17 protein-coding genes are annotated in these 18,458 nt (G+C 71.8%); 7 read left to right on the top strand and 10 right to left on the bottom strand.

Annotated features, from left to right (window positions below; genetic code table 11):
• Positions 1 to 156 precede the first annotated feature (156 nt).
• On the top strand, positions 157 to 1,434 hold the full coding sequence (locus ACFY0K_RS09405) for an MFS transporter (protein WP_390639307.1): 1,278 nt from the start codon (positions 157 to 159) through the stop codon (positions 1,432 to 1,434).
• A gap of 15 nt (positions 1,435 to 1,449) precedes the next feature.
• On the opposite strand, the gene ACFY0K_RS09400 is transcribed toward ACFY0K_RS09405, so the two are convergent.
• From ACFY0K_RS09400 to ACFY0K_RS09370, 7 genes are all read right to left on the bottom strand, one after another.
• Positions 1,450 to 2,550, bottom strand: a complete 1,101-nt coding sequence (locus ACFY0K_RS09400) for a calcium:proton antiporter (RefSeq protein WP_390639306.1) — start codon at positions 2,548 to 2,550, stop codon at positions 1,450 to 1,452.
• Between the two features lie 115 nt (positions 2,551 to 2,665).
• Entirely contained in the window at positions 2,666 to 2,968 is a 303-nt protein-coding gene (locus tag ACFY0K_RS09395; RefSeq protein WP_390639305.1) for a hypothetical protein, read from the bottom strand.
• A 130-nt stretch (positions 2,969 to 3,098) separates the two neighbouring features.
• On the bottom strand, positions 3,099 to 4,100 hold the full coding sequence (locus ACFY0K_RS09390) for a TerC family protein (protein ID WP_390639304.1): 1,002 nt from the start codon (positions 4,098 to 4,100) through the stop codon (positions 3,099 to 3,101).
• Between the two features lie 222 nt (positions 4,101 to 4,322).
• Positions 4,323 to 6,344 carry a TerD family protein gene (locus tag ACFY0K_RS09385; protein WP_390639303.1) on the bottom strand — a complete coding sequence of 674 codons (2,022 nt, stop codon included), beginning with the start codon at positions 6,342 to 6,344 and terminating at the stop codon, positions 4,323 to 4,325.
• 184 nt (positions 6,345 to 6,528) lie between these two features.
• A complete protein-coding gene (locus ACFY0K_RS09380; RefSeq protein ID WP_093504447.1) occupies positions 6,529 to 7,107 on the bottom strand; it encodes a TerD family protein in 579 nt (192 codons plus the stop codon).
• A 157-nt stretch (positions 7,108 to 7,264) separates the two neighbouring features.
• Positions 7,265 to 9,412, bottom strand: a complete 2,148-nt coding sequence (uvrB, locus tag ACFY0K_RS09375; RefSeq protein ID WP_390639302.1) for an excinuclease ABC subunit UvrB — start codon at positions 9,410 to 9,412, stop codon at positions 7,265 to 7,267.
• 49 nt (positions 9,413 to 9,461) lie between these two features.
• On the bottom strand, positions 9,462 to 10,319 hold the full coding sequence (locus tag ACFY0K_RS09370) for an MHYT domain-containing protein (protein ID WP_390639301.1): 858 nt from the start codon (positions 10,317 to 10,319) through the stop codon (positions 9,462 to 9,464).
• Between the two features lie 277 nt (positions 10,320 to 10,596).
• Between ACFY0K_RS09370 and ACFY0K_RS09365 the strand changes: the two genes are divergently transcribed.
• Positions 10,597 to 11,466 (top strand): glycerophosphodiester phosphodiesterase, encoded by an 870-nt coding sequence (locus tag ACFY0K_RS09365; RefSeq protein WP_390639300.1) that lies wholly within the window; start codon positions 10,597 to 10,599, stop codon positions 11,464 to 11,466.
• A gap of 51 nt (positions 11,467 to 11,517) precedes the next feature.
• On the top strand, positions 11,518 to 12,072 hold the full coding sequence (locus tag ACFY0K_RS09360; RefSeq protein WP_390639299.1) for a methylated-DNA--[protein]-cysteine S-methyltransferase: 555 nt from the start codon (positions 11,518 to 11,520) through the stop codon (positions 12,070 to 12,072).
• A gap of 43 nt (positions 12,073 to 12,115) precedes the next feature.
• Here the strand turns inward: ACFY0K_RS09360 and ACFY0K_RS09355 are convergent, their stop codons facing one another.
• Positions 12,116 to 12,544 carry a VOC family protein gene (locus ACFY0K_RS09355; protein WP_390639298.1) on the bottom strand — a complete coding sequence of 143 codons (429 nt, stop codon included), beginning with the start codon at positions 12,542 to 12,544 and terminating at the stop codon, positions 12,116 to 12,118.
• 97 nt (positions 12,545 to 12,641) lie between these two features.
• Here ACFY0K_RS09355 and ACFY0K_RS09350 point away from each other — a divergent pair, with 97 nt between their 5' ends.
• Both ACFY0K_RS09350 and ACFY0K_RS09345 read left to right on the top strand, forming a co-directional pair.
• A complete protein-coding gene (locus ACFY0K_RS09350; RefSeq protein WP_390639297.1) occupies positions 12,642 to 13,550 on the top strand; it encodes a pseudouridine-5'-phosphate glycosidase in 909 nt (302 codons plus the stop codon).
• Positions 13,551 to 13,666: 116 nt separating this feature from the next.
• Complete coding sequence (locus ACFY0K_RS09345; RefSeq protein ID WP_390639296.1) at positions 13,667 to 14,587, top strand: carbohydrate kinase family protein; 921 nt, start codon at positions 13,667 to 13,669, stop codon at positions 14,585 to 14,587.
• Positions 14,588 to 14,651: 64 nt separating this feature from the next.
• On the opposite strand, the gene ACFY0K_RS09340 is transcribed toward ACFY0K_RS09345, so the two are convergent.
• The gene (locus ACFY0K_RS09340; RefSeq protein WP_390639295.1) at positions 14,652 to 15,446 is read right to left on the bottom strand and encodes a methyltransferase domain-containing protein; all 795 of its coding nucleotides are present in this window, start codon (positions 15,444 to 15,446) and stop codon (positions 14,652 to 14,654) included.
• Between the two features lie 240 nt (positions 15,447 to 15,686).
• On the opposite strand from ACFY0K_RS09340, the gene corA reads away from it, so the two are divergent.
• Positions 15,687 to 16,814: a magnesium/cobalt transporter CorA gene (gene corA, locus ACFY0K_RS09335; RefSeq protein WP_351958371.1), complete on the top strand. Its 1,128-nt coding sequence runs from the start codon at positions 15,687 to 15,689 to the stop codon at positions 16,812 to 16,814.
• Between the two features lie 55 nt (positions 16,815 to 16,869).
• On the opposite strand, the gene ACFY0K_RS09330 is transcribed toward corA, so the two are convergent.
• Positions 16,870 to 17,502 carry a uridine kinase gene (locus ACFY0K_RS09330; RefSeq protein ID WP_390639294.1) on the bottom strand — a complete coding sequence of 211 codons (633 nt, stop codon included), beginning with the start codon at positions 17,500 to 17,502 and terminating at the stop codon, positions 16,870 to 16,872.
• Positions 17,503 to 17,672: 170 nt separating this feature from the next.
• On the opposite strand from ACFY0K_RS09330, the gene ACFY0K_RS09325 reads away from it, so the two are divergent.
• Positions 17,673 to 18,374 carry a DUF2293 domain-containing protein gene (locus tag ACFY0K_RS09325; RefSeq protein WP_390639293.1) on the top strand — a complete coding sequence of 234 codons (702 nt, stop codon included), beginning with the start codon at positions 17,673 to 17,675 and terminating at the stop codon, positions 18,372 to 18,374.
• The last annotated feature ends 84 nt before the right edge of the window (positions 18,375 to 18,458 follow it).

Raw genomic sequence — 18,458 nt, 5'->3', positions numbered from 1 at the left:
ACGAACGGCCCGGGAGGACCGCTGCTCGGTCCGGTCTATCACGGTGCGCGGCGGCTCCTGTGAGGGGCGCCTCACCACCGCGCGCCCCCGTAACCCGCGATCACCCTGGGTAGTTGACGGAGCATGCTTGATACACGCACCGTAAGGGTCCCCTCGATGTTGCGACTGGCGGCCGCCTCGCTCACCGGGACCGCGATCGAGTTCTACGACTTCTTCGTCTACGGGACGGCCGCGGCACTCGTCCTGGGGCCGCTGTTCTTCCCGACGTTCTCCCCGCTCGCGGGGACGCTGGCGGCGTTCGGAACGTTCGGTGTGGGGTTCGTGGCCCGGCCGCTGGGCTCGGTGCTGTTCGGGCACCTCGGGGACCGGCGCGGCCGGCGCCCGGTGCTGGTCGCGTCGCTGCTGCTGACGGGCGCGTCGACGGTCTCGGTCGGGTTCGTGCCGGCGTACGACACGATCGGCATGGCCGCCCCCGTGCTGCTGCTGGTGCTGCGCTTCTTGCAGGGGCTGGGGCTCGGCGGGGAGTGGGGCGGGGCGGTACTGCTGACCGCGGAGCACGCGCCCGCCGGACGGCGCGCCCTGTGGTCGAGCTTTCCGCAGATCGGCCCGGCCTTCGGCTTCCTTCTCGCCAACGGCGTGATGCTGGTCCTGTCGGCGTCCCTGACGGACACCCAGTTCGCTCAGTGGGGGTGGCGGGTGCCGTTCTGGGCGGCCGGGGTGCTGGCACTGAGCGGCCTGTGGCTGCGTTCGTCGCTCCCCGAGAGTCCGCAGTTCCTGGAGATCGAGGAGCCCGCGCGCATGCCGTTCGCCGAGGTCGTACGGCACCACCGGCGGCTGGTGCTGCTGACGGCGGGGGCGCTCGCGGTCGGGTACGCGGTGTTCTACGCGGTGACGACCTGGTCGCTGGCGTACGGGACTGAGCGGCTCGGGGTGAGCCGTACCGTCATGCTGACGTGCGTCATGGCCGCCGTCGTCGTGAAGGGGGCGCTCACGCCGGTGATGGCCCTGCTGGGCGACCGCTACGGGCGCCGGGCGCTGTGCCTGGTGGGGTGCACGGCCTCGGCGCTGTGGATGTTCCCGATGGTCGCGCTGCTCGCGACCGGGCAGCCGCTGCTGATGTTCATCGGGTTCACCGGTGCCCTGGTCGCCTTCATCACGATGTTCGCGGTCGTCGCCGCCTATCTGCCGGAGCTGTACGAGCCCCGGGTGCGCTGCACCGGTGCCGCCGTCGGCTACAACCTCGGCGGGGTCCTCGGCGGCGCGCTGACGCCGATCGTCGCGACGGCACTGGCGGAGCACAGCGGGCGCGTGCCGTGGGCCGTGGGGACGTATCTGACGGCGATCGCGCTGCTGAGCCTGGGCTGCTTCGCGCTGCTGCCCGAGACCCGTCCGGTGCCGGTGCCGGTGGCGGAGGTCGAGCCGGTCGCCGGGTGAGGCCCCCCCGATCCGCTACGGGTTGATCGCCAGCTCCAGATAGGCGGCGAACAGCACCAGGTGGACGCCGCCCTGCAGCGGTGTGGCCCGGCCCGGGACCACTGTCAGGGAGCTGACCACCACGGTCAGCGCGAGCAGCAGCATGTGGGTGGCGCTCAGACCGAGGACCAGGGGGCCGGAGAGCCAGACGGAGGCCAGGGCCACGGCGGGGATGGTCAGGCCGATGCTGGCCATGGCCGAACCGAGCGCCAGGTTGAGACTGGTCTGCACCCGGTCACGGCGGGCCGAGCGCAGTGCGGCGATGGTCTCGGGGAGCAGGACCAGCAGCGCGATGACCACGCCGACCACGGCCTGGTGCAGGCCGGCCGCCGCCACGCCGGACTCGATCGTCGGCGACACGCCCTTGGCCAGTCCGACGACTCCGACGAGAGCGAGGCCGAGCAGACCGAGGCTGGTCCAGGCGGCCCGTGCGGACGGGGCCGCCGCGTGGTCGTCGGCGGTGATCGGGTCGCCCTGCCGGGTGATCGGCAGGAAGTAGTCGCGGTGGCGCACGGTCTGGGTGGCGACGAACAGTCCGTACAGGATCAGCGACGACAGCGCCGCGAACGTCAGTTGCACCCCGGAGAACTCCGGGCCCGGCTTGCTGGTGGTGAAAGTCGGCAGCACCAGGCTGAGCGTGGCCAGGGTGGCCACGGTCGCCAGGGCGGCGCCGGTGCCCTCGGGGTTGAAGACCGCGGTGCCGTGGCGGAGTGAGGCGACGAGGAGGCAGAGGCCGACGATGCCGTTGCAGGTGATCATCACGGCCGCGAAGACGGTGTCCCGGGCCAGGGTGGCGCTCTTGGCACCGCCGTCGGCCATGAGGGTGACGATCAGGGCGACCTCGATGATCGTGACGGCGATGGCGAGGACCAGGGAGCCGAAGGGTTCGCCGACCCGGTGGGCCACGACCTCGGCGTGATGGACCGCGGCGAGGACCGATCCGGCGAGGACCACGGTGACCAGCGCGACGACCGCGCCGGGCAGGCTCCGGCCCCAGGTGAACAGGAGCAGGACGACCGCGAGCACCGGCACGAGGAGCGTCCACTGGGTGGTGAGCGACCTGAGCCGAGTGATCATGCAGCGATCGTGACAGAGGCGTACGGGCTTCGCATTCCGGTCCTTTCGGGCTCCCGGGGGCCTGTCGCCGGCGCGGCGCGGCCCCCGGGGCGGTCGGGTGCGGTCGGTCGGAGGATTACGTGAAGTCGGTCAGGTCCACGACGTCACAGTCGGTGAAGGACGGCGGCCGGGTGCACAGGGCGGCCATCTGCTCGGCGAACTTGCTCGTCTCGGGGTCGTCGCTGTTCTGCATGGCCTCCTCGTAGGAGTTGAACTCGATCACGCCGAGGTAGCGTCCCGGCCGGTTCCGGTCCCGGAGGATCAGGCGGCGGGTGGGGCTGTTCTCGCGGCCGGCGAGCCGGGTGCCCATCTCGTCGGCGAGGGCCTTCAGCTCGTCGATGCGGTCGGTCTCGAACTCGATGATCTGGACGAATGTCACGGTTGCCTCCACCGGGCGGCGGCGCCCCCGGACCGGGGACGTTCCGCCACCCAACGAAGCATCCGGGGCGGTGGGTCGGCAATGCGCTTCGCACCGCTGCGCGGGGTGGTTGTTCCTACGTCCGACGTGGTCAGACGTCGATGCTGTCCTTCGGAGCGCTTTCGCTCCGGGCCTGCGCCGCCTCGGCCGCCGCCTGCTTCCCGGACGCCCTGAGACTGGTGATCGTGGTGACGGCCAGGACCGCGCAGATCACGCCGAGCGAGACCGGGATGCTGATCTCCGGGACGTGGACGCCGGACTCGTGCAGCGCGTGCAGCACCAGCTTGACGCCGATGAAGCCGAGGATGACGGACAGGCCGTAGGAGAGGTGGACCAGCTTCTTCAGCAGTCCGCCGATGAGGAAGTACAGCTGCCGCAGGCCCATGAGCGCGAAGGCGTTGGCCGTGAAGACGATGTACGGGTCCTGCGTCAGGCCGAAGATCGCGGGGATGGAGTCCAGCGCGAACAGGACGTCGGTCGTACCGATCGCGAGCATCACGACCAGCATCGGGGTCATGACCCGCCTGCCGTTCTGCTGGATCCACAGCTTGGTGCCGTGGTAGCGGTCGGCCACGCCGAACCTGCGCTCGGCGGCCCTGAGCAGTTTGTTCTCCTCGAACTCCTCTTCCTCCTGATCGGCCCGGGCCTCCTGGATCAGCTTCCAGGCGGTCCAGATCAGGAAGGCGCCGAAGAGGTAGAAGACCCACGAGAAGCTGGCGAGGATCGCGGCGCCCGCGGCGATGAAGACGGCCCGCAGCACCAGGGCTATGAGGACACCGACGAGCAGCACCCGCTGCTGGTACCGCGAGGGCACGGCGAACTTCGCCATGATCAGGACGAAGACGAAGAGGTTGTCGACGCTCAGCGACTTCTCGGTGATGAAGCCCGCGAAGAACTCGCCGGCGGGCCGGCCGCCACCGAAGACGAGCAGGCCGAGGCCGAAGAGCCCGGCCAGGGCGATCCAGACGACGGTCCAGATACCGGCTTCCTTGACGGACACGTCATGCGGCTTGCGGCCGATGAAGAAGTCCACCGCGATCAGGGCGGCGAGCCCCAGGATGGTGAGGACCCACAGGGTCACGGATACATCCACTGTTGCCTCCGGTTAGTGAACGGCAAAGATTCGGCGTTGCGCTACCGGAGGTCTCTTCCACCCGGGACGGGCCGGCGCCCCGGGATCCGACCGGATCCGTATTGACGGGTACGCCGCAGCAGACAGGGAGTACTCCCCTCCGTACGGAAAACAGTACCCCAATCACCAAGGAAAGGTAAAGTAATTGACAAAAGAAAGGTCAAGTTTGCTGGTCAGAGCCCTTTACATGTGCTTGGTGCGGGCTGTCGCGACTCTGGCGAGCACCTGCTGAAGCACCTGACTGCCGGGCGGCACGAGGCCGGGCTCGTACGTCCAGGCATGCCCCACCCACGGGTCGGCCAGGTGGTCGTCGGGTACCGGGGTGAGTCGCATCAGTGAACGCCAGAGCGGATCGAGCAACGGGCCGTAGGCGGCGGCGTCCTCGCGATCGGCGACCAGCAGGAGATGGACGCCGACGTCGGGGCCCTCGTCCGCGAGATAGCGCAGCTGGGTGACGGCCCGGTCGTCGAAGCCGTGCGGGAAGTCGTGCACGATCAGCAGCTGCCGAGAGGTGTCCAGACCGGGCGGAAGCGCGTCGGACGCACCACCGCGCACCGCCATCTGCACCAGGTCGACGCGCTCCGTGAGCCGCCCCAGCACACCCGCCACACCGGCGGCGCCCGCCGCGGGCGGCGCGTCCAGCACACCGGCCCCCGTCAGCGGTGCGAACGCGGACGCACCGGCACCCGCCGGATCGACGACCTGCACGCCGAACTCCCCCGCCGGGTGGACGGCGAGCAGCCGGGCCGCGAGCGCCACCGCCGTCTGCAGGGCGAGGTGCCGCAACTCACCCGCCTCCTCGAACAGGGATGCATCGGGCACACCGCTGTCGATCCAGAGGCCCCGCTCCAGGGGCAGCCGGACCAGCATCGGGATGCGCAGCGGGGCGCTCTCCGGAAGGTGGAGGTCACCCAGCCGGACGGCCATCGGTGACTCCGTCGGCACCCGGTATCCGTGCCAGACCGGGTTGTCCCAGCGCGCGTACGCGGGTGGCAGCGCGGGCTCGACGACCTCGGACTCGGCGGTGAGCTGGGCGAGGTCCCGGTCGAGCGCGGCTCGCGCCTGATCGACCAGCCGGGCCTGCCGGGCCTGGACCGCCTCGCGTGCGGCGTCGCCCGCCGAGCCCAGCCGGCTGCGCGGGTCGGAGAGGACCTGGTCGAGTTCCTTCTCCATGCGCGACTCGGCGAAGTCGACAGCGCTGCGGTAGGCGGCGGTGGAGCGGGCGAGGTCCTCGAACATGCCCCAGACCTGGTTGTAGAGCCGCTCGTCCATGGACCAGCCGGCGGCGTCACCGGCGACGGGCGGCGCGGGCCCGTCCGCCGGGGCCGGAGTCTCGGGGGCCGGGGGCCGGGACGCCTGGCGGCGCTTCGGATGCGTGTAGTCGATGGGGCCGCCGGTGCCACCGGAGGAAGTGGCGGTCGCCGGGGCGCCGGGTCCGCCGGAAGCCGGGAGCCTGCCGGCGTCGCCGGGCGCCGGTTCGGACTCGGCGGGCCCGTCGGAGGTCGCACGTCGGCCGGCCGTGCCGTCGGGTGTCTGGGCATCGTAGGGAGATCCGGCTGCGGAAGCGGTGTCCGGCAGGTCGGCGCCGGTGACGGGGGCGGCCGTACACCGGGAGCGGTCGGTGTCCGCGGTGCGGGCCGGGACCGCGCGGGCCACGCCGCGCGCCACCGCCTGCTCGATCCCGCGGGCGAGTTCGGCGGCGCCGGGCAGGCCCTGATCAGCGAGGAGCCCCGTCAGGCCCTCCGCGTAGCCCTGGCCCACCGCGCGGATCTTCCAGGCGCCCTGGCGTCGGTACAGCTCCAGGGCGACGACCGCCGACTCGGCGTCCAGCCCGATGAGGGTATAGCCGGCGACCTCGGTGCCGTCGAGGCCGGTGACCGCGGCACGCGGTGCGGCGAGGGCGCCGAAACGGGGCGGAGCGCCGGGCGTGGCGGGCAGGGCGATCAGGACGCTGACCCGGTGCACCGCCGCGGGCATGGCGTCGAGGTCGACGGCGAGCCGGTGTTCGGCTGCCGCCTGCCGGGAGACCTCGATCCCGGGCAGGGTGGGCGCGCCAGGATGGGCCACCCCGTCGGTGCCCCGTACCCGGCCGCTCTCGTCGGCGAGGGAGGCCCCGGCCACGACCGGTACGTCAGCCGAGATCCGGATCTCGATCCGGTTCTGCCAGAGCGGGTGGTTCTGCCCGCGCACCAGCTCGGCCGCCATTGCCCACGTCCCCCTGTTTGTCGTGTCCTCGTGTGCCGGGACTGAGTGCTCCGCCGGGAGTGCCCGGTATGCCGTCGGTCCACCGCGGCGCCGTCGGGGGCGTCGCGCAGTTCCTCGCGCCCCTTCGGGGCGCTGACGGACCGCGGCCGGACAGCCCCCGCGCCCCCTTTTTACGGCGAAGCGCTCAGAGGATCGGCAGGATCGCCGGTACCAGGTCCTGGAAGGTGCGGCCCCTGGCCGGGACGCCCAGGGCCGTCATCGTCCAGCCGGATCCCGACCGGTGCACCTTCGCCATGATCTGGGCGGTGTACTCGCCGCCGCCGTCGAGCGTGTAACGGGCGAGTTCCTGGCCGGTGGTCTCGTCGACGAGCCGGCAGAAGGCGTTCTGCACTTCCTGGAAGGTCTGGCCGGTGAAGGAGTTGACGGTGAAGATGATCTGGTCGACGTGGACCGGCACGCGGGCGAGGTCGACGAGGATGGCCTCGTCGTCGCCGCCCTGGCCCGCGCCGCCGACGAGGTTGTCGCCCGTGTGGCGGACCGAGCCGTCGTCACTCACCAGGTGCCGGAAGAACACCACGTCGACGGGCTGCTTGTCGGCGAACAGCACCGCCGAGGCGTCCAGGTCGATCTCCCGGGTGCGCGAGCCGAACAGCCCGCGGCGGGGCGCCGCCTTCCAGCCAAGGCCCATGCGGACCGCGCTCAGGGAGCCGCCGTCCTTCTTCTCCAGGCTGATGGCCTGACCCTTGGTCATGTTGACGGTCACGGCTGTTTCCCCTCGTCGGTTGTCCCCTGCCGCCGCGGAGTCCGCGGTTGACCAAAACCCTATGCAGCGCCGCTGACAGTGCCGAACCCCGGCCCGTGCTTTGTGTCGGTCTTGCAACACTTCGCGTACTTGCCGGGGTTCGGCAGGGGATCAGAGGTCAGGCCAGGCCCGCCTCCCTCATCTGGCGCAGTTCCTTCTTCATCTCGGAGACCTCGTCACGCAGCCGGGCGGCGATCTCGAACTGCAGATCGGCGGCGGCGGCACGCATGCGCTCCGTCATCTCCTCGATCTGCTCCGCGAGTTCGGCAGCCGGGCGGTCCGTGGGCACCGCTTCCCTGGCCTTGCCCTTGGCCGCCTTGCCGGCCTTCGCACCCTTGGCCGCCTTGTCGCCCAGCGACGGCACCGGAGCCTTGGCCCCCTTGCCGTCCTTCTGCTTGCGGTAGCCCGAGCCGAGCAGCTGTTCGGTGTCGACCTCTTCGCGGGCGATCTGCGCGACGATGTCGTTGATCTTCTTCCGGAGCGGCTGCGGGTCGATGCCGTTGGCCTTGTTGTACGCGACCTGCTTCTCCCGGCGCCGGTTGGTCTCGTCGATGGCCTTCTCCATCGCCGGGGTGATCTTGTCGGCGTACATGTGGACCTCGCCGGAGACATTGCGCGCCGCGCGGCCGATGGTCTGGATCAGCGAGGTGCCCGAGCGCAGGAAGCCCTCCTTGTCGGCGTCGAGGATCGCCACCAGGGACACCTCGGGCAGGTCGAGGCCCTCCCGGAGGAGGTTGATGCCGACCAGGACGTCGTACTCGCCGGAGCGCAGCTCGCGCAGCAGCTCGACGCGGCGCAGGGTGTCGACGTCGCTGTGCAGGTAGCGCACCTGGATGCCGAGCTCCAGGAAGTAGTCGGTGAGGTCCTCGGCCATCTTCTTGGTGAGCGTGGTGACCAGGACGCGCTCGTCCTTCTCGGTGCGCTTGCGGATCTCGTGCACCAGGTCGTCGATCTGCCCCTCGGTGGGCTTGACGACGACCTCGGGGTCGACGAGACCGGTGGGGCGGATGATCTGCTCGACGACACCGTCCCCGCGGGAGAGCTCGTACGCGCCGGGGGTCGCCGACAGGTACACGGCCTGCCCGATCCGCTCCTGGAACTCCTCCCACTTCAGCGGGCGGTTGTCCAGGGCGGAGGGCAGCCGGAAGCCGTGGTCCACAAGAGTGCGCTTGCGGGAGGCGTCGCCCTCGTACATGGCGCCGATCTGCGGCACGGTGACGTGCGACTCGTCGATGACCAGGAGGAAGTCCTCCGGGAAGTAGTCGAGCAGGGTGTTCGGCGGGGAGCCGGGCAGGCGGCCGTCGAAGTGCATCGAGTAGTTCTCCACGCCGGAGCAGGTGCCGATCTGGCGGAGCATCTCGATGTCGTACGTGGTGCGCATGCGCAGCCGCTGGGCCTCCAGGAGCTTGCCCTGCTTCTCCAGCTCGGCCAGGCGCTCCCCCAGCTCCTTCTCGATGTCGTTGACGGCCCGCTCCATGCGCTCGGGTCCCGCGACGTAGTGGGAGGCCGGGAAGACGTACAGCTGCCGGTCGTCGCTGATGATCTCGCCCGTGAGCGGGTGCAGGGTGGACAGCGCCTCGATCTCGTCGCCGAACATCTCGATGCGGACGGCGAGCTCCTCGTAGACCGGGAAGATCTCGATGGTGTCGCCGCGGACGCGGAAGGTGCCGCGGGTGAACGCGAGGTCGTTGCGCGTGTACTGGATGTCCACGAAGCGGCGCAGCAGGTCGTCGCGGTCGATCTCGTCGCCGACCCGCAGCGGGACCATCCGGTCGACGTACTCCTGCGGGGTACCGAGGCCGTAGATGCAGGAGACCGAGGCGACCACGATCACGTCGCGGCGCGTGAGCAGCGAGTTGGTGGCGGAGTGACGCAGCCGCTCGACCTCCTCGTTGATCGAGGAGTCCTTCTCGATGTAGGTGTCCGACTGCGGGACGTACGCCTCGGGCTGGTAGTAGTCGTAGTACGAGACGAAGTATTCGACCGCGTTGTTCGGGAGAAGCTCGCGGAACTCGTTGGCCAGCTGGGCGGCCAGCGTCTTGTTCGGCGCCATCACCAGGGTGGGGCGCTGGAGCTTCTCGATCATCCACGCGGTGGTGGCGGACTTTCCGGTGCCGGTCGCGCCGAGGAGGACGACGTCCTTCTCCCCGGCCTCGATGCGCCTGGCCAGGTCGGCGATGGCCGCCGGCTGGTCGCCGCTGGGCTGGTACGGGCTGACGACCTCGAAGGGCGCCACCGTGCGTTCGATGTGGGAAACGGGCCGCATGGGTTCAACCGTACGACCCCGCACTGACAACCGGCTCTGATCAGCGGTTTTACGGTGTACGCGCGCTGTGGTGGCTCTGCTGACGGCCGACGCGGAGCTGAGGGCGGCGGCTCGGGTGGTGGCTGACCTCGTCGGCCGGGACGCCCGGCTTGTGCTCCACGCGGACCTGGTCGGGCTTGCCCGTGACCATCAGCGGGTCGAAGATCACGACGACGGCGGCCAGGCAGAGGAAGGCCAGCGGGCCGATCAGCATGGGGGCGAGCAGGGAGGCGGGGGAGTCGCCCGGCGGCGTCACACCGGCGCCGTGCAGGTGGACGGTGAGGGCGGCCATGCCGATGTAGTGCATGCCGCTGACGGCGAGCCCCATGACGAGGCTCGCGCCGACGCTCCACAGGAAACCGCGGACCTGCCCGGCAGCCCACAGTGCCGAGGTGGCGGCGACGACCCCTGTCACGACCGATGCGGCGACCATGACCGTGTCGTACTGCAGGGTTCCGTTGAGGCGCAGCCCGGCCATGCCCAGGTAGTGCATCGAGGCGATGCCCAGACCGGTGATCGTGCCGCCCGTGAAGAGCGCGGTTCCGGTGGCGCCCCGGTAGCCGACTATGAAGATCCCGACGCCCACCATGACGATGGCGAGGCCGAGGCTCGCGTACGTGAGGGGCTTGTCGTAGTGGATCGGCGTCTCCTCGACGCTGAACCCCATCATGGCGACGAAGTGCATGGTCCATATGCCGGAGCCGATCGCCGCCGAGCCCAGGGCGAGCCAGGCGGGGCGCCAGGAGTGGGCCACCAGCATCGCCCGGGTCGTGCAGCGCAGCCCGAGGGCGCCACCGAGGCAGGCCATCAGATAGGCCACCAGCGGGGTGACGAGCCCGTAGCTGAATCCGTCGACCGTGCCCTGCATGCGCGGCTGCCCTTCACCCTTTGCGTCCCGGAATGTGTGCCATACGCCCCCGTCCCAGGACCGCCCGAGCGGTCAGGGTTGACGCAGAGAGTATGACCCGCACCGGAATGGTCGAACGATTTTCCGGCAAAGAAACACGCCCTTGCCTCAGTTGTGCGGCAACGGTGAGCGGGCTTGGGCGACTCCATTCGATCTGTGGTCATCCCGCACCCGCGACCTGTTGACTCCCTGCTGTCACTCTTGTGCTGTCCGTATTCGTTCCACGTGAGGAGTGCGCATGCACGCGCGCGCAGTCGCCGCCACGGCCACCGCGCTGCTGGGAACGGCAGCCCTGCTGAGCCCCGTCCCCGCCGCCCGGGCGGGCGACGCCGCCGAACCCACGGTGCTCGCGCACCGGGGCGCCGCCGCCTACGCCCCGGAGAACACGCTGGCCGCCATCGACAAGGCCGCCGCACTGGGCTTCACCTGGGTCGAGAACGACGTCCAGCGCACCAAGGACGGCCGGCTCGTCGTCATCCACGACGACAGCCTCCGGCGCACCACCGACGCCGCAAAGGTCTTCCCCGGCCGGGCGCCCTGGAAGGTGAGGGACTTCACCGCGGCCGAGGTCGCCCGGCTGGACGCGGGCAGCTGGTTCTCCCCGTCGTACCGGGGCACGAGGGTTCCGACGCTGGCGCAGTACATGCGCCGGGTCGAGCACAACCACGAGAAGCTGCTCCTGGAGATCAAGAACCCCGAGCTGTATCCCGGCATCGAGCAGCAGGTCCTCCAGCTGCTGGGCAGCGAGGGCTGGCTGGACCACCGGCATCTGGACCGGCTCGTCGTGCAGAGTTTCAGCGCGGACAGCCTGCGCACCGTGCACACTCTCCGGCCGGCCGTGACGACCGGCTACCTCGGCACACCGGCCGTGGGCTCCCTGCGGCGGTACGCGGGCTTCGTGGACCTGATCAACCCCTCGGTGGAGTCGGTCTCCGCCGGCTACGTACGGAACGTGCACGCGCTCAAGGGGCCGCACGGCCGGCCGCTGCGGGTCTTCACCTGGACGGTGGACGACGCGGTCACCACCTGGAAGGCCGTCGGCTACGGGGTGGACGGGATCATCACCAACAAGCCGGACGTGGTGCGGGCCGCACTGTGCGCGAGCTGACCCGGGCCGGGGCGACGGGCATTGTCAGTGGCGGGCCGTACGGTGGGTCGCATGGACAGCGAAGGGCAGTACGGGCAGCGGGTGGTGTGGGCCGTCGTGGGCACCGACATCGGTCCGCTGCTGCTCGCGGCGACCGGCAGCGGCCTGGTCAACGTGGTGTTCCACGCCACCGAGGCGGTACGGGAGCGGACGGTGGAGCGGCTGGCGGCCCGGCTGGGCGCCGAGCCCGTCGAGGATCCCACGGAGCCGGTGCTGGCCGAGGCGATATCCCAGCTTCGGGCGTACTTCGCGGGCCGGCGGCAGGACTTCGACCTGCCGCTGGACTGGTCGCTGATCTCCGGCTTCAACCGCCAGGTGCTGCGCGAACTGGCCGCCGGTGTGCCGTACGGCACGGTGGTCGGGTACGGCGACCTGGCGGGTCGCGTCGGGCAGCCCGGCGGGGCGCAGGCGGTGGGCGCGGCGATGGGCGCCAATCCGCTGCCGGTCGTCGTGCCCTGTCACCGGGTGGTGGAGAGCGACGGCGGGATCGGCGGGTTCGGGGGCGGTCTGGAGACCAAGCGGAAGCTGCTCGCCCTGGAGGGCGTGCTGCCCGAGCCGCTGTTCTGAGGCGCGGTCCCCGGACTCCGGCCGTGCGGCCCCGCCGGCGCGGTCAGCCGTAGTGCCGTGCCTCGACGGCGTTGCCGTCGGGGTCCCTGAAGTAGAAGGTGCGCGGGGCCGTGCCGCGGGCGCCGAAGGAGTCGTGTCCGATGTCGGTCATGGGGACGGCGTGCTCGGCGAGGCGGGCGCGCAGGGCGTCGAAGGCGTCGGACGGCAGGGACAGACAGACGTGGTTGACGGGGTGGCCCGCGCTGCCGTCGGCGCCGGGAAGGACCGGCATGCGCTCGGCGAGGGTGCGCGGCGCGAGGTCGATGATGGTCTCCTCGGTGACACGTACGGAGGGGAAGGGCACCTCGCCGGCGATGAACTCGGCGACCCGTAGCGGCTCCAGGCCGAGCATCCGCTCGTAGAACCCGGCCGCGGCGGCCGGGTCGGCGACCCAGAGGACGACGTGGTCCAGACGTACCGGGTGATTCGTCATGCCGCCCAGGCTGGTGGCATCCCCCACATGCCCCAAGCGTTTATCCGGGTACGGCCCCCGCCAGGGATGAGGGAGGACCGACGGACAGGAGGCAGGCGTGGTGCTGGTGGTGTCGGAAGAGGTCGGGGAAGCACTCGGCGCGGGCCGCGCGGTGGTGGCCCTGGAGTCCACGATCATCGCGCACGGGCTGCCGCGCCCGCGCAACCTCCAGGTGGCACTGGAGCTGGAGGACACGGTACGGCGGGCGGGTGCGGTGCCCGCAACCATCGCCGTGCTGGACGGGCGGCCCCATGTCGGTCTGGACAAGGACCAGTTGGAGCGGATCGCCAACGAGGACGGGATCCGCAAGCTCGGCCACCGCGACCTGCCGCTCGCCGTGGCCGCGGGGGCGAGCGGGGCTACCACCGTGTCGGCGACGGCGCAGCTGGCGGCGCTGGCCGGCCTCCGGGTGTTCGCGACGGGCGGCCTCGGCGGAGTGCACCGTGAGTGGACGGCCACCCAGGACGAGTCCGCCGACCTGGGGCTGCTGGCACGCACCCGGATCACGGTGGTGTGCGCGGGTGTGAAGTCGATCCTCGACGTGCCGGCGACCCTCCAGCGTCTGGAGACCCTGGGTGTGGCCGTCGCGGGCTACGGCACGGACCGCTTCCCCGGCTTCTACCTGTCCGACTCCGGGCATCCGGTCGACTGGACGCTTCGGACTCCGGAGCAGGTCGCGGACGTGATGCGGGCGCAGGACGCGCTGGACGCGGCGGACTCGGCGCTGATCGTCGCCAACCCCGTCCCGGAGGCGGAGCAGCTCGACCCCGCGCTGCACGCGCGCGTGCTCGCCGACGCGCTGCACGCGTGCGAGGCGGAAGGGATCACCGGCCAGGCGGTGACGCCGTTCCTGCTCGACTATCTGGTGCGGCACACGGACGGCGCCTCGCTGGAGGCCAACCTGGCGGCCGTGCGCGGCAATGTCGGGCTGGCGGCGCGGATCGCCTCTGCGTGGGCCAGGGGGTGACGACCGGGCGGGCGCCGGCGCCGGGAGGGGCGGCTGCACCCGCGGCACCCGGTGCGGTGGTGACGCCGCCCAGGGACGGGCCGACTCGCGGAGAGGCGATGCCTCGCGGGGAGGCGATGGCTCGCGGGGAGGCGGCGGGTGGGGCGCTGCTGGTCGTCGGGGACGTCGTCACCGATGTGGTCGCGCGGTACCGGGGGCCGCTCGCGGTCGGCACGGACACGGCGGCCGTGATCCGGACCCTGCCGGGCGGGGCGGGCGCGAATGTGGCCTGCTGGGCAGCGCACACGGGCTGTGCGGACGTGCGGCTGCTGGGCCGGGTGGGTGCGGACTCGGCGCGGTGGCACGAGCGGGAACTGGCCGCCGCCGGGGTGCGGTCCCGGCTCGTGGTGGACCCCGAGGCCGCGACGGGGACGGTGATCTGCCTGGTCGACAACGGTGCCTCGGCCGAGCGGACCTTTCTCACGGACAGCGGGGCGTCCCTGCGGCTGGAGCCCGCCGACTGGTCGGACACGCTGCTCGACGGGGTGGCCCGGCTGCATCTCTCGGGCTATCTGCTGTTCTCCGAGCCGAGCCGGGCCCTGGTGGCGACGGCCCTGGCGGCGGCCCGCGCGCGTGGCGTACCGGTGAGCCTGGACCCGGCGTCGGCCGGGTTCCTCGTGGCACTGGGCGTGGACCGCTTTCTGGCGCTCGTCGAGGGGGTCGACGTCCTGCTGCCGAGCCGGGACGAGGCCTGTCTGCTGACGGGGCTGCCCGATCCGGCGGACGCCGCGGCCAAGCTGAGCCGCCAGGTGCCGCTGGTGGTGGCCAAGGCGGGGGCCGACGGCGCGCTGGTGGCCCAGGCGGGCGGCGTCCTCGCACGCGTCCCGGCCGCGTCGGCGACGCCCCGGGACACCACGGGCGCCGGTGACGCCTTCACCGGGGCGTTCCTCGCCGCGCTGGTCGCCGGCGCGGACGCCCGGGAGGCGGCGGCGCTGGGCTGCCGGGCGGGCGCGCGGGCGGTGGAACGCGTGGGTGCGAGACCGCCCGCCCGCGACTGACCCGGGCGCTGCGCTCGCGCCCGCGACTGACCCAGGCGCGGCGCTCCCGCCCCGAGCGGCGGGCCTACGCCTTGCGGCCCCACGCGGAGATCATCGGGGCGGTGGCGAGGTCCATGCTGCCCGTCGCCACGTTGGCCAGGTGCTGGTCGATGTCCTCGTCGGTGGCGAGGCCGGCCGCGACGAGCCGGTCCCGGATCTGCTGGACGGTGGCGGTCTCCAGGGCGGTGCAGGCGGGCGAGGCCACGGGGAAGTAGGCGTCGGCCGCCACGTCGTGCAGCCCGGCCTCGCGGAGCAGCCGTGGAAGTTTGCGGCCGTACGACAGGTCGGCGCCGCGTTCGGCGAGGAGCTTGCGGAAGCCCTGGCGCAGGCGGTTGGCGAGCTGCTGCTCGGGGCCGTACTCGTAGGGGCAGGTGAGGGGCTGGAGGGCCGGGTCGGCGTCCTCGATCAGCAGTCGGCCGCCGGGACGCAGGGCCTTGATCATGGAACGCAACGCCCGTTCTCGGTCCGGCACATGGACCAGGACGAGCCGGGCGTGCACCAGGTCGAAGCCCTCCCCCGGCGGCTCCTCGGCGCCCACGTCGTGGGTGCGGACCTCGACGGGCGGGTGGGCGGCCGTGGCGAGCAGTGAGGTGTCGATGTCGGTGGCGACGACGCGTCCCGTCGGTCCCACCTTCCCGGCGAGCCAGGACACCACGGAGGTGCCGCCGGCACCGACCTCCCAGCAGCGCCAGCCCGGTCCGGGGCCGAACGCGTCGAGGTGGCGGAAGGTGGTCGGATCGAAGAGGTCCGCGAAGGCGTCGAAGCGCTGTCCGGCCTCGTTCTGGCGGTTGTCGAGGAGATATCCGTCGGCCTGCGTCATGAAGCGATGATTTCAGTTGCCAGGCTCATGGCTCGGGAACACGGGCCGGGAGCACGGGCGGCCGGTATTCCGGCTCGGGACCACAGGCCGGGAACAGGGCCGGGAGTCCGGTTGTCCACAGGCGGGAACCAACCGGAACTCGCCGTTCCCACAGGCTTACCCGTGTCTCACACCGGGCTGGCAGACTGGCCGGGCAGGGCGGGAAGCGTTGCGCGAGTGGATCCATGCAAGGAGATCCGGATGACGATGGCAGGGAATCTGCGGAAGGTCACGGGGCTGGGCAGGACCGGCGGCCTGCGCAGGGTGGCGCGGCTGGCCCGGCGGCGGCCCCGCGTCGACCTGAACCATCACGCACGGTCCCCGCTGGGCTCCTCGGTGGTCAACTGCGTGACGTACGAGGACGGGGTGCGGGTTCCGGAGTGCAGCGACCTGTTCTCCGCGGTGGAGCGGGTGCGCAAGCGGGGCGACGGGTTCGTCTGGCTAGGGCTGCACGAGCCGACGGACAGCGAGTTCGCGGGCATCGCCGAGCTTTTCGACCTGCACCCGCTGGCCGTGGAGGACGCCGTCGAGGCCCATCAGCGCCCGAAGGTGGAGCGGTACGGCGAGACGCTGTTCGCGGTGTTCAAGACGGTCTGCTACGTGGAGCATGAGCAGCTGACCGCGACCAGCGAGGTGGTCGACACCGGCGAGATCATGGTGTTCGTCGGCGAGGACTTCGTGATCACGGTGCGGCACGGCCGGCACGGCTCGCTGGGGCCGCTGCGTGAGGAGCTGGAGGCCACGCCGAGCCAGCTCGCCAAGGGGCCTGCGGCGGTGCTGCACGCCATCGCGGACCACGTGGTCGACGACTACCTGAGTGTCACGGACGCTGTGCAGGGCGACATCGACCAGGTCGAGGCGGCCGTCTTCGCGGAGAACGGCGCGCGGACCGACCCGGGCCGGATCTACCAGATGAAGCGTGAGCTCCTGGAGCTGAAGCGGGCGGTGGTGCCGCTCGGCCGGCCGATGGAGGAGCTGACCACCCGGCCGATACGGGTGATCTCCCCGGAGATACAGGCCTACTTCAGGGATGTGTTCGACCATCTGATGCGGGCGAAGGAGCAGATCGCGGCTTTCGACGAGTTGCTCAACTCCATCCTCCAGGCGCATCTGGCGCAGGTGACGGTCGCGCAGAACGAGGACATGCGGAAGATCACGGCCTGGGCCGCGGTGATCGCCGTGCCGACGATGGTGTGCGGTGTGTACGGCATGAACTTCGATCACATGCCGGAGCTGCACTGGCGGTTCGGCTATCCGCTCGTCATCGGCGTCATATCCGTGGCGTGCCTGGTGCTGTACCGCGGCTTCAGGCGCAACGGCTGGCTCTGAGCCGCCCGGCCGCACCCGTCCTGAGCGGGGTGGTCCGGTCCCGCCGCGGGGTCGCTCAGCCGTTCCACGCCGGATGCCGCGGGTCGTCGGCGCGGACCAGGACGTCGGCCGTGCCGGCGGGGTCGGTCTCGGCCGCGTAGCGCTCGAAGGCGGGGAGTGTCCAGTGATCGGCCTCGGGGGTACGGCGGTGCAGGGCGCCAGGAGTGAGGAGGAGGTGGACGGTCAGGTCGAACGGGAACCAGTGCCGCAGCAGGAGCGGTCCGTGCAGCAGCAGGAGGCCGCCGGGCGGGAGTTGGACATAGGGGCTGCGGGTGGCGCGGTCGGTGGCCGGGTCCCACAGATCGGGCAGCACGCGGCCGGTCCCGCCGGGGTCGAGAGGGCCGAAGACCTCCCGCCACAGGGCGTTGGTGTCGAACCAGCCGCCGTAGTACGACTCCGCGTCGCGCCTGCCGTGCTCCAGGCGCAGCGAGGCGGGGCGCAGGAAGCCCTCGGCGCCCACGACGAGTGACGGCCGGCCCCGTACGCGCAGCGCCTCGCCGACGCGCTCCGCCAGGTCGCCGGGCCGGGCGGCCGGGGCGCCGTCGAAGGCGACGCGTGGCCAGGCGCTCCCGTCGGCGGGCTTCAGTTCGGCCAGCCGCTCGGCGAGACGCTCGGCGAGCCGGTCCCAGGTGATCGCTTCGAGTCGCACAGGATCATGATGCCGGGTCGGCCGTTCGGGAGGCCGTGGGTGGTTGCGGAGCGGGACACCGGTGACGGTCGGCGGGACGGGCCGCGAGCCGGGCGGGAGGCTGCCGGCGCCGGGCCGGCCGGGGCGCGAACGACGTGAGATCAGTCCTCGGGGAGGGGAAAGTACCGCATATGACACGCCTCGCAACTCCCCCACACCACGGCGGACTTCTGGTTGTTCAGCCGCTGCGGCGCAAACGGTGTGCGGCATGCAGGCGGGGGCCGTTGTCGCTGCTCGTGGTGGAGGACGGCGTGCCGCGGTGCCTCGAGTGCGCCGATCTCGGGCATCTGGTGTTCCTGCCCCGGGGCGACACGGCACTGACCCGGCGGTCGCGGGAGGAGAGCACGCTGTCGGCGGTGGTGGTCCGGTTCAACCGGCGCAGGAGCCGGTACGAGCGACAGGGCGTCCTGGTCGAGGAGGCCGCGCTGGCCCGGGCCGAGTCGCGGTGCCTGGCCGACGCAGAGGCACGGCGGCGGCGCCGGGCGCGGGACGCGAAGCGGCGGGCGGCCGAGGACGTGCGGTTCACGGAGGCGTTCGCGGCGGAGATCCTGCGTCTGTTCCCGGGCTGCCCGGTGGAGCGGGCGAGGGCGATCGCGGCCCACGCGTCGGTACGGGGCAGCGGGCGGGTCGGGCGGACCGCGGCCGGACGGGCGCTGACGCAGGGAGCGGTGGTCTCGGCGGTGGTGGCGGGGGTACGACACGTGGACACGCCGTACGACCAGCTGCTGATGAGCGGGGTGCCGCGGTACGAGGCGCGGCGGCGGATCGCGCGGACGGTGGAGGCGGTGCTGCGGGAGTGGGAGGCCGGGGTGACGGTCCGCCTGACCGGGTGACGGCGGGCAGGGACCCGGCCGCGGTGGCGGGCAGGAACCGGGGCGTGGTGGCCGGCAGGAGCGGGGACGGAGGTGGAGGTGAAT

The organism is Streptomyces sp. NPDC001507 (assembly GCF_042894765.1).
In the GTDB taxonomy this organism is placed as follows: Bacteria; Actinomycetota; Actinomycetes; order Streptomycetales; family Streptomycetaceae; genus Streptomyces.
The sequence above is the reverse complement of the archived record's forward strand: the minus strand, read 5'-3'. Positions and strand labels throughout refer to the sequence as shown.

Bases quoted from the DNA above. Each gene is read 5' to 3' on its own strand.
- ACFY0K_RS09325 (WP_390639293.1), top strand. From the start codon at position 17,673: ATGACACGCCTCGCAACTCCCCCACACCACGGCGGACTTCTGGTTGTT.
- ACFY0K_RS09370 (WP_390639301.1), bottom strand. From the start codon at position 10,319: ATGCAGGGCACGGTCGACGGATTCAGCTACGGGCTCGTCACCCCGCTG.
- ACFY0K_RS09340 (WP_390639295.1), bottom strand. From the start codon at position 15,446: ATGACGCAGGCCGACGGATATCTCCTCGACAACCGCCAGAACGAGGCC.
- ACFY0K_RS09345 (WP_390639296.1), top strand. From the start codon at position 13,667: ATGGCTCGCGGGGAGGCGGCGGGTGGGGCGCTGCTGGTCGTCGGGGAC.
- ACFY0K_RS09385 (WP_390639303.1), bottom strand. From the start codon at position 6,344: ATGGCGGCCGAGCTGGTGCGCGGGCAGAACCACCCGCTCTGGCAGAAC.
- uvrB (WP_390639302.1), bottom strand. From the start codon at position 9,412: ATGCGGCCCGTTTCCCACATCGAACGCACGGTGGCGCCCTTCGAGGTC.
- ACFY0K_RS09360 (WP_390639299.1), top strand. From the start codon at position 11,518: ATGGACAGCGAAGGGCAGTACGGGCAGCGGGTGGTGTGGGCCGTCGTG.
- ACFY0K_RS09400 (WP_390639306.1), bottom strand. From the start codon at position 2,550: ATGATCACTCGGCTCAGGTCGCTCACCACCCAGTGGACGCTCCTCGTG.
- ACFY0K_RS09355 (WP_390639298.1), bottom strand. From the start codon at position 12,544: ATGACGAATCACCCGGTACGTCTGGACCACGTCGTCCTCTGGGTCGCC.
- ACFY0K_RS09365 (WP_390639300.1), top strand. From the start codon at position 10,597: ATGCACGCGCGCGCAGTCGCCGCCACGGCCACCGCGCTGCTGGGAACG.
- ACFY0K_RS09405 (WP_390639307.1), top strand. From the start codon at position 157: ATGTTGCGACTGGCGGCCGCCTCGCTCACCGGGACCGCGATCGAGTTC.
- corA (WP_351958371.1), top strand. From the start codon at position 15,687: ATGACGATGGCAGGGAATCTGCGGAAGGTCACGGGGCTGGGCAGGACC.